Here is a 12,230-nt window from a genome sequence, read left to right as displayed (position 1 = left end):
ACGGCGCTCGCGAGCGAGCTAGCCCGGCAGGTGCGCCCGGCCGCCCGGGGTGAGCCGGATGCTGCGCGGGTGGGTGCCGCGTTCGATCCAGCGGTGCGCGAAGGCGTGACAGGCGAGGCCTTCTGCCAGGGGTCCGGCGAGGTGAGGCCGGCGCTCCGTCCAGTCCAGGCAGGGCCGCAGCCGCGGACCCGCGCCGGCGCTGGGAGGATCGACGCCCCGCTCGGCGAACCAGGCGAGACCGTCAGCCGTGAGCTCGTAGCCGGGCGTGATGAGCTCGCTGCCCAGGAGGTGGTCGTGGAGGGCGACACCGATGCGGCCGGCGAGGTGCCGGTAGCATGTGCGCCCCTCGGTGAGCTCACGGGCATGCCGGACGCCACGCAGGCTGGCCGGTGCGGGCCGCTCCGGGGCGAGCAGGCTCAGCGACTCCAACGCGGCAGCGACCTGCGGGCCGGCGAGGGTCACGTAGGTGTGCCGCCCCTGCCGCCGCAACCGGACCAGGGCCGCCGTCTCCAGGTGGTGGACGTGCTCGCTGGCGGTGGAGCGGGCGATCCCGGCGCGGGTGGCGAGCTCACCCACCGTCCACGCGGTCCCGGTCATGAGCGCGGTGAGCATCGATGCCCGGGACGGGTCGGCCAGAGCGCGTCCGATCACGGACAGGTCGACGTCGACGATGCGGGAGGTCACGGTCTCCAGTGTGACCGGTGCTCGTGTCGGCGCTCACCGACCCGGTCAGCTCGCAGCGCTCGCGGCATGACGCCGCACCAGAGGCCCCGGCATCTGTCACGGCGACCTCCGCCCACGCCGGGCACGTCGCGCGAGAGCGTCCCGTAGGGTCCAAACATGCTCGATGCCGTCGCCATGGTCGCGATGTGGCTGCTCCCGATGCTGGCGGCCTTGGCCACGATCCGGCACACGCATCCCCTCGACGAGCCGCGCCTGCCGAGCCCACGCGTCCCGTCGCTGGCGCTCTGGGGTGTCGTCGCGATCCCAAGCCTGCTCCAGCTCGCGGCACCAGCCCTGCTCAGCGGGCTGCGTCGCGACTGGTCGCTCATCGAAGCAGGGGAGCTGTGGCGGCTCGGCACATCAGCGGTCGTCCAGGACGGCGGCCTGGCGGGCACGGCATTCAACCTCGTCATCCTCGCCGTCGTCCTCCTGGCCGCTCAGGACCACTGGCGGCCCGCGAGGACCTGGGCGACCTTCTGGGTCGGGGCCGTCCTGGCCAACATCGTCGTCGGCCCCAGCCTGTACCCCGTCGGCGCGGGCAACTCGATGGCGACCTTCATCCTGGCGACGGCGCTGGCCACCAACGTCCTGTCCAGCCACACCTCGCGAGCAGCCCGCGTGCCGGCCATGGGCGCCCTGGCCTGCGTCGGGTTCCTGCTGCTCGTCGGCGACTACCACGGTTACGCGGCGCTGCTGGGTCTGCCCGCCGGACTGCTGCGTGTCGGGAAGGCGGGCCCACGTCCCGGTCCCCGCCCCTCCAGGTCGGTCTAGCCGGCCACGACCCGGACCGCCCCGCGGTAGACCAGCGGTGCCCGTCCCGCCACGTCGACCAGGTGGTCGCGGACGACGTCGTGACGGGTGGCGGCCACCAGCCCGTGCGTCAGCAGCCGGGCGGCCAGCCCGATCCGGCGCCACGCGCGCTCGTACTCCTGCGGCCGACCCTCGGCCACCGCCGTCACCGCCGCGCGGGCCTGCTGCCACCCCACGGTCAGCCCCTCCCCGGTCAGCGCATCGACATACCCCGCGGCGTCGCCCACGAGCAGCACCCGCCCGGCGACGCGCCGCGTCGAGCGCTGCCGCAGCGGCCCCGCACCCCGGACGTCGTCGACCGGCTCCGCCTCCACCAACCGCTCGACCAGCCACGGGATCTCGGCGAGCTGCTCCTCCAGCGGCGCCCGCCGCCGGGTGAGCACCGCGACGCCGACCTCGTCGGGAGCGACCGGCGTGACGTACGCCTCGCACCCCGCCGCCCAGTGCACCTCGACGTGGTCGGTCCACGGCGCGACCCGCACGTGCCGGCGCAGGCCATATCGCCGCTCCCCGCGGACCGGGCGATCCAGCCCCAGCATCCGGCGCACCGGCGAGTGCAGCCCATCGGCCGCGATGACATGCCCCACCGTGAGCGGCGTCCGCCCCAGCCACGCCCTCACGTGTCCCGGCCCCTGGTCGAGCGCGGTCACCGTCGCCTGCTCCAGCCGTATGCCGCCCGCCCGCCCGTCCGCCTCCGCCACCACTTCCGCCACCGCCTCGGCCAGGGCCCGGTGCAGCACGGTGCGGCGGACCCCGAGTCCGGGGCGGGGCCCGAGCGGCGCGGCGGCGCAGCGGCCCCGGGCATCGACATACCGGATGCCGCGCAGCGGCTGCCCGACGGGAGCGAGGCCGAGGCCCGCCAGCTCGGCGACGCCCGCCGGCATGATCCCCTCGCCGCAGGCCTTGTCGACCGGGGTGGCGCGGGGCTCGGCGACCACGACGGACAGGCCGCGGCGGGCCGCGTGCAGCGCGGCGACCAGCCCCACCGGGCCCCCGCCGACGACGAGCAGGTCGGCGTCCATGTCAGGCGAGCGGCTGCAGCTGCCGCAGCGCCGCCTCCTCGACCCGCAGCCGGTGCCGCAGCAGCAGCGCGTTGGCCAGCGTGAATCCCGTTGCGGTCCAGCGTGCCCCGTGCACCATCGGCAGCGCGACACCCTCGACGACGACAGCGACGTAGTTGGGGTGGTCGAGCCAGCGGTAGGGGCCGGTCGTGACGCGGGAGGCGCCAGGCACGACGATCACCCGGGTGTTCCACTGCGGGCCGAGCGTGCGGATGCACCACCACCGCAACGCCTGCGCCGCCGCCACCCCGCCGAGCGCGACCCACCCGCCGCGGCCGAATCCCCTGCGGCCCCAGGTTGCCTCGGCGACCGAGGCGACCAGCAGCCCGGAGTGCAGCGCCACCATGACCGGGTAGTGGCCCTGGCCCAGCTCACGACCGCCGCGGGCCAGCGACCAGGCGGCGTTGCGCCGCGAGACCACCAGCTCGGCGAGCCGCTCCACCCCGACCGCGGCGACGAGGGCGGCATACGCCCGCCTGCTGTCCATCAGCGCCCCTCGGGAGCGCGCAGCAGGACCATCTCGAGGCAGAAGCCGGGCCCCATGGCGAGCAGCAGCCCGAGCGAGCCTGGGGCGGGCGGCCGGGTCCGCAGCGTGTCGGCGAGGACGTGCAGCACCGACGCGGAGGACAGGTTGCCGATGCGGGCCAGCGAGTCCCAGGTGACCCCGAGGGCCTCGCGGGGCACCTGCAGGGCCTCCTGCATCGCCTCGAGCACCTTGGGGCCGCCGGGGTGGGCGACCCACCAGCCGATGTCCTCACGGGTGAGCCCGTGGCCCGAGAGGAATCCGTCCACGTCGTCGCGTACGTGGCTGCGCACCAGCTCGGGCACCTCCACCCCGAGGACGATCCGCAGCCCGGTCGGCCCGACGTCCCAGCCCATGGCGCGCTCGGTGCCGTCGTAGAACCGGGAGCGGGTGGCGAGCACCTCCGGCCGCGCGGCCGGTGCGCCCGCCCCCGGCAGGGAGGCCGCCCCCGGCAGGGAGGCCGCCCGGTCGCGACCGACGAGGACCACGGCCGCGGCGCCGTCGCCGAAGAGCCCGCTCGCCACCATGTTGGCCGGCGAGGTGTCGTCGCGCTGGACCGTGAGGCTGCACATCTCCGTGGCGAGCAGGACCGCGACGTCGCCGGGGTGGCCGAGCAGGTAGTCGTGGATCCGCGCGATGCCCGCGGCCCCAGCCACGCAGCCGAGCCCCACGAGGGGCATCCGGCGCAGGTCCGTGCGCATCCTCAGCCGGGCGGCCACGCGCGCCTCCACCGACGGCACCGCGAGCCCGGTGACGGTCGCCCCGACGAGCAGGTCCACGTCGGTCGGCGCCAGGCCGGCGGCGGCGAGGGCGTCCGTCACGGCGCGGGCCCCCAGCTCGACGGCCGCCTCGATGAAGGCGTCGTTGGCCTCCCCGAAGTCCCGCAGCGCGGTGTACCGCTCCAGCGGCAGCGCCAGGTGACGCTGCCGGACCCCGGCGTTGGCGTGGACCTGGGTCAGCATCCGCCGCCTGGGCCCGTCGCCCGCGCCCATGACGTCGGCGACCGCCGCGGTGATCTCCTCCTGCGGGTAGACGTGCTCGGGCAGCGCCCCCCGCACCGCGACGACGACGCTGCCGGCAGCGCGTGCGTGCCCGCCGGTGCCCTCTAGCGTGGACCCATGCGTCGAGGACTGCCCCTGCTGGTGGCCAGCTGCCACCCCGGGCCCACCGTGGTGGTCACCGGCCTCGCCACCGCGCTCGCCGCGGGGCGCGGCCTGCCGCTGCGCCGGGTGGCCCTGGTCGCCGGCGCGGTGCTCGCCGGCCAGCTGACCATCGGGTGGGGCAACGACCTGGTCGACGCCGAGCGGGACCGGGTCGCCGGCCGGCTCGACAAGCCCCTCGCCGAGGACCCCGCGGCCCGCCGTCAGGTCCGTATGGCGCTCGCCGGCGCCACCGTCGGGTGTCTCGTGCTGTCCCGGTGGTGTGGTCGCGGTGCGGGTCTCGTCCATGTCGTCCTCGTGGTCGGGTCGGGCTGGGCCTACAACGCCGGGCTCAAGCGCACGACCTTGTCGATCCTGCCCTACGCCGTGGCGTTCGGGGGGCTTCCGCACGTGCCGCATCTGACCGGCGCCGGTCCCGACGGGGGGCGGGGGCCGGCTGCCGGGCCCGCGCCGCTCTGGCAGACGGCGGCGGGTGCCCTGCTGGGGTGCTCGGCGCACCTGCTCAACGTGCTGCCCGACCTCGACGACGACGCCCTGACCGGGGTGCGCGGATACCCGCACCGCTGGTCCCCGGCAGCGTTGCGGGCCCAGGCGGCCGCAGGGCTGGTGGGGGCCCAGCTCGCCGTGCTGCTCGGCGCCCGGCCGTCGCGGCGAGCCACCCTGGGCGGCCTCGCGCTGGCGGCACCGCTGGCCGTGGGAGTGGTGCGCGGCCGTGGTCGCACGCCCTTCTGGTGCGCGGCAGCCCTCGCGGCCGTCGACGTGGTGACCTGGGTGGGCACGGCCTCACGCTGACGGCAGGTCTTCCACCAGCTGGTCGTCCACCAGCCGGCCGTCCACGAGCTGCAACGACCGGTCGGCGAACCCGACGATCACCGGGTCGTGGGTGGTGACGACCGCGGTCATGGCGCGGTCCCGCACCAACGACACGACCAGACCCATGATCTCCCGCGCCGTCTCCGAGTCCAGCTGGCCCGTGGGCTCGTCGGCGAGCAGCACGCTGGGCTCGGCGACGAGGGCCCTGGCGAGCGAGACGCGTTGCTGCTGGCCCCCGCTCAGCTGGCGGGGCGTCTGGTTGGCGTGGGGCCCGAGGCCCACCCGGTCGAGGATCTCGGCGACGCGGCGGTCCCGCTCCGTGGGGGCGACGCGGGCGATGCGCAGCGGGAGCGAGACGTTCTCGGCGGCCGAGAGCTCCGGGACCAGGCCGAACGACTGGAAGACATAGGACACGGCGTCCCGGCGCAGCGCCAGCCGCCCCGGCTCGTCGAGCGCGCGGACGTCCTGGTCCCCCACCCGGATCGTCCCGGCGTCGGCGTCGTCCAGGGCGCCGACCAGGTGCAGCAGCGTCGTCTTGCCGGACCCGGAGCGACCGCGCACAGCCAGCAGCTCGCCGCGGCGCACGGTGAGGTCGATGCCCTGCAGCGCGTGCACGGCGCGCTCCCCCTGGCCGAAGCTCTTGGTGACGCCCCGCAGCTCGATGAAGGCCTGCTCACGCATCGGTGTCCTCCCTGCGGTGACGTCCGGACGGGCGCCGGGTGTGGCCGGGCCAGACCCCGATGTGGTCGGTCTCCAGGTCCAGCCGCACCCGGTCGCGCAGGTCCAGCGCCGCGGTGAACTCCCGGGGCAGCTGCAGCCGCCCGGCGCGGTCGAGGACGGCATACTCCTCGGTCACGTGCGCGGCCTGGCCGTGCTCGTCGACCTCGGTGCGACGCAGCACCTCCGAGGAGGTGCGCCCGTCGCGGATGCCCACCGTGCGCTGCACCTGCCCGGAGACGGTCTGGTCGTGGGTGACGACGACGACGGTCACGCCGAGCTCGGCGTTGGCCGACCGTATGGCGGTGAAGACGTCGTCGGCGGTCCGGGTGTCGAGCTCACCGGTGGGTTCGTCGGCGAGGAGCACCTGCGGGTGGTTGGCGAGGGCCACGGCGAGCCCGACCCGCTGCTGCTGACCGCCCAAGAGCTCGGCGGGACGCCGCGCGCCGCAGTCGCCGAGCCCGACCAGCTCGAGCAGCTCGTCGACCCTCCCGTCGACGTCGGGGCCGCGGTGCCCGGCCAGCCGCAGGGGGGCCGCGACGTTGTCCGCCGCGCTCAGGTAGGGCAGCAGGTTGTCGGCCGCCTGCTGGTAGAGGAAACCCACCGTCTCGCGCCGGAACCGCAGCCGCTCCCGGCGGCCCATCGCGACGAGATCGTGCCCGGCGACCCGGGCGCTGCCCGCGGTGGGGCGGTCAAGGCCGGAGAGGATCCGCAGCAGGGTGGACTTGCCGCTGCCGGAGGCCCCGACCACCGCGACCAGCTCGCCGGCGTCGACGGCGAGGTCGAGGCCCTGCAGGGCGACGACCTCGACCCCTTCGGCGGTGAAGATCCGCACGACGTTGTCGCAGCTGATCAGCGGATGCTCCGTGGTCGACGCAGTGGTCGGCCCGGTGGGCGGCGCGGGCGGCGGCGCGGTGCTGGTCATGGGTGGTCTCCTGCCCTGAGGTGGCGGGTGAGGCTGAGTCGGGCGGTGGCCCGCAGGTCGAGCAGCGCGGCGCCGACCACGAGGGCCGAGAGCGCCGCCGCGACCGCGAGCACCGCCGGCCAGGACGGCTGCAACGGTGGGTACGGCCCACCGCCCGCGACGGGCGCCAGGTCCAGCAGCCGCGGCAGCAGCGCCGGCAGGCCAAGGCCCACGAGCAGCCCGGCGAGCACGGCGGCGAGGGCGGCGGGCAGGACCGCGACGAGGACGGTCGTACGCCGCGCGCCCCCCGCCATCCCGAGCACCCGGGCGCGCGCGAGCAGCTGCCTGCGGGAGGCCGCCGTCGCCGTCGTCAGGGCGTGGGCGCCGAGCGCGGCCAGCACGGCCGCGGCCAGCCAGGTGAGGGTCACGACGGTCGCGACGTGGCGGGCGAGCGGCCCGGCGGCGGACTGTGACTCGAGGGCCCGGCGGTCGGTGAGCTGCACCGGCAGTCGCGCCGAGCCGGTGGCGGCGCGGACTCCGGCCACGCTGGTGGTGCCGGTGGGGGCGGTGCGGACGAGCAGCGTGGTGGGGGGCACCACGGTGTCGAGGGCTCGCTCGAGGACGGGACGGGGCACCAGGACCCGCGTGGTCGACCCCGTCGCGCGCAGGGCCGGGTCCACGACGACCTGGGTCACGGGGAGGCGCCGCCGCTCGACGACGAGCGTGAGACCCGGCTGGTGCAAAACGGGCAGGTCGGCGGAGGTGACCAGGGTGAGGCCCGGCTCGCCGGCGGCCCGGGCGGCCGCCGGGTCGAGCGCGACCGGTGAGCCGGCACGCACCTGCGCCACCTGCTCGCTGGACCCGACCAGGACCGTGACCGGGGCGCGGGAGGTGGCGCCGGTCCGGTCGCTGACGAGCTCGCCGGTGCGCTCCCCCAGCGGCGCGACGGCCTCCACGCCGGGGGCGGCGGCCACCGCGTCGACGACGCCGGGGTCGATCCGGTCGCTGGTCAGGGCGACGTCGGCGCCCACCTGGCGCCAGGTCTCGAGGGTGCGGGTGGTCGCGAGCGTGCTGCCGACGGTGCTGGTGAGCACCGCGACCGCGCCCGCCACCGTGATCGCGACGAGCGGCAGCCGGGCCGAGCCGGACGCCCGCGCGGTGTGCACGAGCCCCAGCCAGCCCCCGGCGCCCGCCCGGCGCGTCGCCGCCCGGGCCGCGGCGCCCGCACCCCAGCGCACCAGCAGCAGGAGCAGCATCCCGGCGCACACGGCGACCAGCGCCGGCGTCGCCTGCAGCAGCAGGTCCGGCTGGTCCCCCGCCACGAGCGCCCCGGTGCTCGCCCGGGTCAGCGACCCGCTCGACGCCGTGGGCGTCTCGGCGGGGCGCTGCCGCACCGTGACGACCGCCAGGGCGGTGATGCCGACGAGCGCCAGCGGCGGCAGGAACCGGCCGGTCAGGTCCAGACCGGCGCGCAACCGGGTCCGACGCCCGGGGACGTCGCGCCCGGCGGCCCGCACCGCGGTGACCGCGGCGACCGCCGCGGTGAGGGTCACGAGCACCACGGCCGGCCACGGCGCGAGCCACCGTCCCGCGAGCAGGCACGCGGCGGCGTGCCCGGCCGCCCCGGCGAGCACCACCGGCGGCAGCACGTCGAGGGCCGCGAGCGCGGCCAGCTGCCCGACGGCCGCCCCCCGGGACCGCAGCAGGGTGTCGTCGGCGGCACGGCGCTCCGCCCGCAGCCCGGCGAGCAGCAGCGCGAGCGCCGCCACCAGGACGGTCAGGCCGGTCGTCACGGTGCCGTCGAGGACGCGCGTGGTGCGGACCCCACCCTGCCAGGCCGACAGCGTGTCGGGGATGGAGCTGCGGACCTGCGCCGCCCCGGTGATGCCCAGGTCGGGCTGCCGCGCCAGGCGAGCCAGCCCCTGCGTCAGCTGCGGCATACGCTCCGGGGTGGCGCGGGCCGGGTCGACCTGCCAGATCCAGGTGTGGCCCAGCCCGTTGGCCATCTCGGTGACCATCACCGTCGCGTAGTCCTGCGGGCACAGGGCCACGGCCACCGTCGGCTTCACACCGGCGTTGGGGTCGCTGCCGGCCACGCGGACCACGTCCGTGAGCTCGCCGAACCACTGCCAGAAGGGGTCCGCGGGGTCCAGAGGTTCGTAGATGCCGCTGATCACCATCGGGATCTGCGTGGTCAGGCCCGCGGCGGCCGGCAGCCGCCACCGGTCACCGACCCGGACCTGCCACTGCGTGGCGGCTCGCCGGGACAGGGCGACCTCGAGCACCGGGACGGTGGCGGAGGACTCGACGGCGTTGCCCGTCTCGTCGAGGGACGTGATCGTGCGCGTCTCCTCCCGCGTCGACGGTGCGGGGGCCCGGCCCTGGACCCACCGCACCCGTGGTCCGAGGGCGGGGCTGAGCACCGGGATCCCCATCCGCTCGGTGCCCTGCGGCGAGGGGGTGATGGGGACGGGGTCGACGGCATACGCCGCGGTGACCACGGGCTGGAAGAGCTCCGTGGCCGGGCGGAGGGCGCCCTGGACGGCGTCGCGGGTCGGGGCGTAGGGGTCACCGGCCGGGACCTGCCCCGGCGCGGTCAGCGAGACCCCCTTGCCGGACTGCACGAGCAGCGCCCGGCCCGTCGGCGGGGCCGAGCTCCAGCGGTCGGCGAGCCAGGCGGCCGAGGCGGTGTCGGTCAGCGCGGGCAGCGCCGTGACGAGGGTGGTGGTGACCAGGACGACCACCGCCAGCAGCAGGGTCAGGGCACGGGTGCGCGCAACGGCGGGGCGCACGAGACGCAACCAGCTCATGACCGGTCCCCCTCGCGCAGCAGCGACGACCAGGACCGGGCCGGGGCCCGCAGCGCGAGCCACCCGACCAGCCAGAGCACCAGCGCCAGCCCGGCGGTGACGAGCAGCAGCGGCGGCCAGGCGAGCTGCGGCCCGGTCGCGCTGCCGTCGGGAGACCAGGGGCGGGCGACGGCCAGGGAGGCCAGCAGCCCGACCGCGGCCCCGGCCACGACCGCGAGCACCACCTGACCGAGCTCGCCGAGGAGCACGCCGCGCCGGACGTGCCGCTGCGGGGCGCCGAGGGCGTGCAGCACGGCTCGGGTGCGTTGCCCCGCGGACAGCGCCGCCACCGTCCCCGCGAACGCCGCCACCAGGCACAGCACCAGCGTCGCCCCGGCGAGCAGCACCAGGATCCCGCGCAGCGCGAGGGGCACCGTGACGTCGGCGGAGGCGGCCAGGGTGCGACGCAGGACGACCTCCTGGACGCCGTCGCCCGGGAGGGTCAGGGCGGCCGCCGCGTCCGGCGAGCCGTCGGACCACAGCTGGTCGGGGGCAGCGGCCGTCGCGCCCGGCAGGCGCTGCAGGCTCGGCCGGTCCACGAGCACTGCCGACGGCACGTCGAGGGGTTGGCCGGGGAGGCGGTCCGCCACCCCCACCACCCGCAGCGCCACGCTGCGGCCGGCATCCTGGACCGTGGTCGTGGCGCCCGGCCCCACGGCGAGGGTGCGGGCCAGGTCCGTGGTGATCACCGCCGGGACCGGTGGCGCCGCGCCCGCGTCGCGGGTCGGCAGCGCGGCCAGGGCGGCCCGCCAGGCCGGCCCCTGCGCGGTGGTCCAGCCCGGAGCCCCCAGCAGCGCCGGGTCGGCGACGACCGCCGGGTCCAGGTCCACGGCGACGAGCGACGCCCGGCCGGCGGCGCCGACGTCGACGGTGCTCACCCGGGCGGCCGTGGCCGTGCCGCCGAGCCGGGTGCGCACGGCGGCGAGCCGGGCCGGGCTCTGCGCCGCAGCCGGGTCGAGCCGCACCACCACCGGCGCCGGCGAGCGCCTCAGCAGCTGACGGGCCATCACGTCGTCGTTGGTGGTCAGCTGCACGACCGTCAGCACCCCGACGGCGGCCGTGAGCACCGTCAGCAGCCGGGTCCCGAGCGCCTCCCGGGAGGGTGCCCGCCAGGTCCAGCCGGCCCAGGACAGCGGCAGCCCCCGGGCGCGCCGCGCCAGCCGCGCGGCCGGTCGCCCGAGCACCGGCAGCAGCCGTATGGCGACCACCCCCGCCCCGAGCACCACGAAGGCCGGCGCCGCCACCGTCACCGGGTCGGCCGGTGCCACCGACCGCAGCCGCCACCAGGCGAACGCGGCCAGGGCGACGAGGACGGCGTCGACGAGCCGGCCGGCGCGGCGGGGTTCGTCGAGGCCGGAGCCGAGGGTGCTGGCGGTCAGGACGAGCACCCCGAGCGCGGCGGTGGTCAGGCCGACCAGCCACGTCTGCCAGGACATCTCGGCCCGGGCCACCGGGGCGCCGGGCAGCAGCCCCGCGACCAGGGGTGCCAGCAGCACCGCCGCCACCGCGCCCGGCAGCACCACGAGGGCCCCGGCCAGGGCCAGCGTCACGAGCTGCCCGGCCGAGGCGCCGCGGGTGCGCAGCAGCCGGTCCGAGCCGCGGTGCAGGGCCCCGAGGAGCAGGCCGGTGAGGGCGATCCCCACCAGGGCGACCGCGCCGAGCAGGACCGTCGGGCCGGCGATCGCCGCGGACGTGCGGGCCCGGTCCGCGTCGGCGCGGGCCAGCACCTCCGGGATGCTGGAGCGCACCTGCAGGCCGTCCAGCAGCGACTCCTGCCCGGCCGCGGCCACCACGTCGGTCACGCGCCCGGCGAGGTCGGGCGCGCCCATCGGCGGCAGCACCCGCCAGGTCACCGAGGCGCTGCGGTCGAGCGCCGGGACGGCGGCGGGCGCGGCGTCGCGGGCCACCAGCACCGGCCCCACCGTGAGGAAGTCGCCGTCGGTCAGGCCCGCCGCGTGCCGCGGGTCGTCCCGCCAGGCGGGGTCCTGGCCCGATCGAGGTCGGTAGGTGCCCACCACCCGCAGCGGCGGGCCGGGGGGCTGGGTGGGCACCAGCTGCCGCAGCCGGACCGTGGTGCCCGGGCGCCACCCGAGCCGGTCGGCCGCGACCTGCGGGACCGTCACCTCGGCCGCCTCCTGCGGCCAGCGGCCGGTCACGACGGTGCTCGCGTCCATCGCGTCCGGGGCCTGCGCCAGCTCCACCCGCAGCCGCTCCTCACCGCCCTGCACGCCGTAGACGCTGGACGTCACCCACCGCCGCACCTGCGCCCCGGGCAGCCGGTCGGCAAGCGCGCGCACCACCACCTCGGTGCGGGCCACCCCCGCGGTGGGAGTGCCGCTGATGACGACGCTGCGGCCGTCGGGCGGCGCCTGCGCGATCACCTGGTCGTGCGCGGCGGTGCTCGTGGCGGCGGCGTGGACCTGGGCGGTGGCGGTCGCCATACAGGCCACCAGCGCGCACGCGACGACGGCCAGGACCGCGCCCGGCCGCTCGCGGACACGGCGCAGCGCCACCCCGATCAGGAACCCGACCGACCCCATCTCCCTCCCCGCGGCGGGGCACCGGTGCACCGCCAGCCAGCATCCTTGCACGGCGGCTCTCCCGGCCCGTCCGGTGGGGCGGGTGGTTCAGCCCGCGGGCGCGGGGTATGCCGATCCCGAGGCACCACCT

The 12,230-nt window shown here is 77.2% G+C and carries 10 protein-coding genes; 2 read left to right on the top strand and 8 right to left on the bottom strand.

Annotated elements, in window-relative coordinates; genetic code table 11:
- Positions 1 to 18: 18 nt before the first annotated feature.
- Positions 19 to 684, bottom strand: a complete 666-nt coding sequence (locus ADJ73_RS12075) for an ArsR/SmtB family transcription factor (protein ID WP_050348461.1) — start codon at positions 682 to 684, stop codon at positions 19 to 21.
- A gap of 156 nt (positions 685 to 840) precedes the next feature.
- Between ADJ73_RS12075 and ADJ73_RS12070 the strand changes: the two genes are divergently transcribed.
- Positions 841 to 1,494: a hypothetical protein gene (locus ADJ73_RS12070; protein WP_050348460.1), complete on the top strand. Its 654-nt coding sequence runs from the start codon at positions 841 to 843 to the stop codon at positions 1,492 to 1,494.
- On the opposite strand, the gene ADJ73_RS12065 is transcribed toward ADJ73_RS12070, so the two are convergent.
- The 3 genes from ADJ73_RS12065 to ADJ73_RS12055 are packed head-to-tail and all read right to left on the bottom strand — an operon-like array spanning position 1,491 to position 4,175.
- On the bottom strand, positions 1,491 to 2,555 hold the full coding sequence (locus ADJ73_RS12065) for an NAD(P)/FAD-dependent oxidoreductase (protein WP_050348459.1): 1,065 nt from the start codon (positions 2,553 to 2,555) through the stop codon (positions 1,491 to 1,493). The two genes, ADJ73_RS12070 and ADJ73_RS12065, sit on opposite strands and share 4 nt — an antisense overlap.
- Position 2,556: 1 nt before the next feature.
- Complete coding sequence (locus ADJ73_RS12060; RefSeq protein WP_050348458.1) at positions 2,557 to 3,081, bottom strand: isoprenylcysteine carboxyl methyltransferase family protein; 525 nt, start codon at positions 3,079 to 3,081, stop codon at positions 2,557 to 2,559.
- Positions 3,081 to 4,175, bottom strand: coding sequence for a type III polyketide synthase (locus tag ADJ73_RS12055; protein ID WP_050348457.1), 1,095 nt, complete (start codon positions 4,173 to 4,175; stop codon positions 3,081 to 3,083). The genes ADJ73_RS12060 and ADJ73_RS12055 overlap by 1 nt, the downstream gene beginning before the upstream one ends.
- 60 nt (positions 4,176 to 4,235) lie before the next feature.
- Between ADJ73_RS12055 and ADJ73_RS17020 the strand changes: the two genes are divergently transcribed.
- Positions 4,236 to 5,069, top strand: coding sequence for a UbiA family prenyltransferase (locus ADJ73_RS17020; RefSeq protein ID WP_050348456.1), 834 nt, complete (start codon positions 4,236 to 4,238; stop codon positions 5,067 to 5,069).
- Here ADJ73_RS17020 and ADJ73_RS12045 read toward each other — a convergent pair.
- From ADJ73_RS12045 to ADJ73_RS12030, 4 genes are read right to left on the bottom strand one after another with little or no spacing between them, the layout of a single operon-like run.
- Complete coding sequence (locus tag ADJ73_RS12045; protein WP_050348455.1) at positions 5,061 to 5,771, bottom strand: ABC transporter ATP-binding protein; 711 nt, start codon at positions 5,769 to 5,771, stop codon at positions 5,061 to 5,063. The two genes, ADJ73_RS17020 and ADJ73_RS12045, sit on opposite strands and share 9 nt — an antisense overlap.
- Positions 5,764 to 6,732 carry an ABC transporter ATP-binding protein gene (locus ADJ73_RS12040; RefSeq protein WP_082177170.1) on the bottom strand — a complete coding sequence of 323 codons (969 nt, stop codon included), beginning with the start codon at positions 6,730 to 6,732 and terminating at the stop codon, positions 5,764 to 5,766. The genes ADJ73_RS12045 and ADJ73_RS12040 overlap by 8 nt, the downstream gene beginning before the upstream one ends.
- Complete coding sequence (locus ADJ73_RS17015; protein ID WP_156188223.1) at positions 6,729 to 9,521, bottom strand: hypothetical protein; 2,793 nt, start codon at positions 9,519 to 9,521, stop codon at positions 6,729 to 6,731. The genes ADJ73_RS12040 and ADJ73_RS17015 overlap by 4 nt, the downstream gene beginning before the upstream one ends.
- The gene (locus ADJ73_RS12030) at positions 9,518 to 12,130 is read right to left on the bottom strand and encodes an FtsX-like permease family protein (protein ID WP_156188222.1); all 2,613 of its coding nucleotides are present in this window, start codon (positions 12,128 to 12,130) and stop codon (positions 9,518 to 9,520) included. Before ADJ73_RS12030 ends, ADJ73_RS17015 begins: the two co-directional genes overlap by 4 nt.
- Between the last annotated feature and the right edge of the window lie 100 nt (positions 12,131 to 12,230).

This window comes from Arsenicicoccus sp. oral taxon 190 (genome assembly GCF_001189535.1).
Taxonomy (GTDB): domain Bacteria; phylum Actinomycetota; class Actinomycetes; order Actinomycetales; family Dermatophilaceae; genus Arsenicicoccus.
The sequence above is the reverse complement of the archived record's forward strand: the minus strand, read 5'-3'. Positions and strand labels throughout refer to the sequence as shown.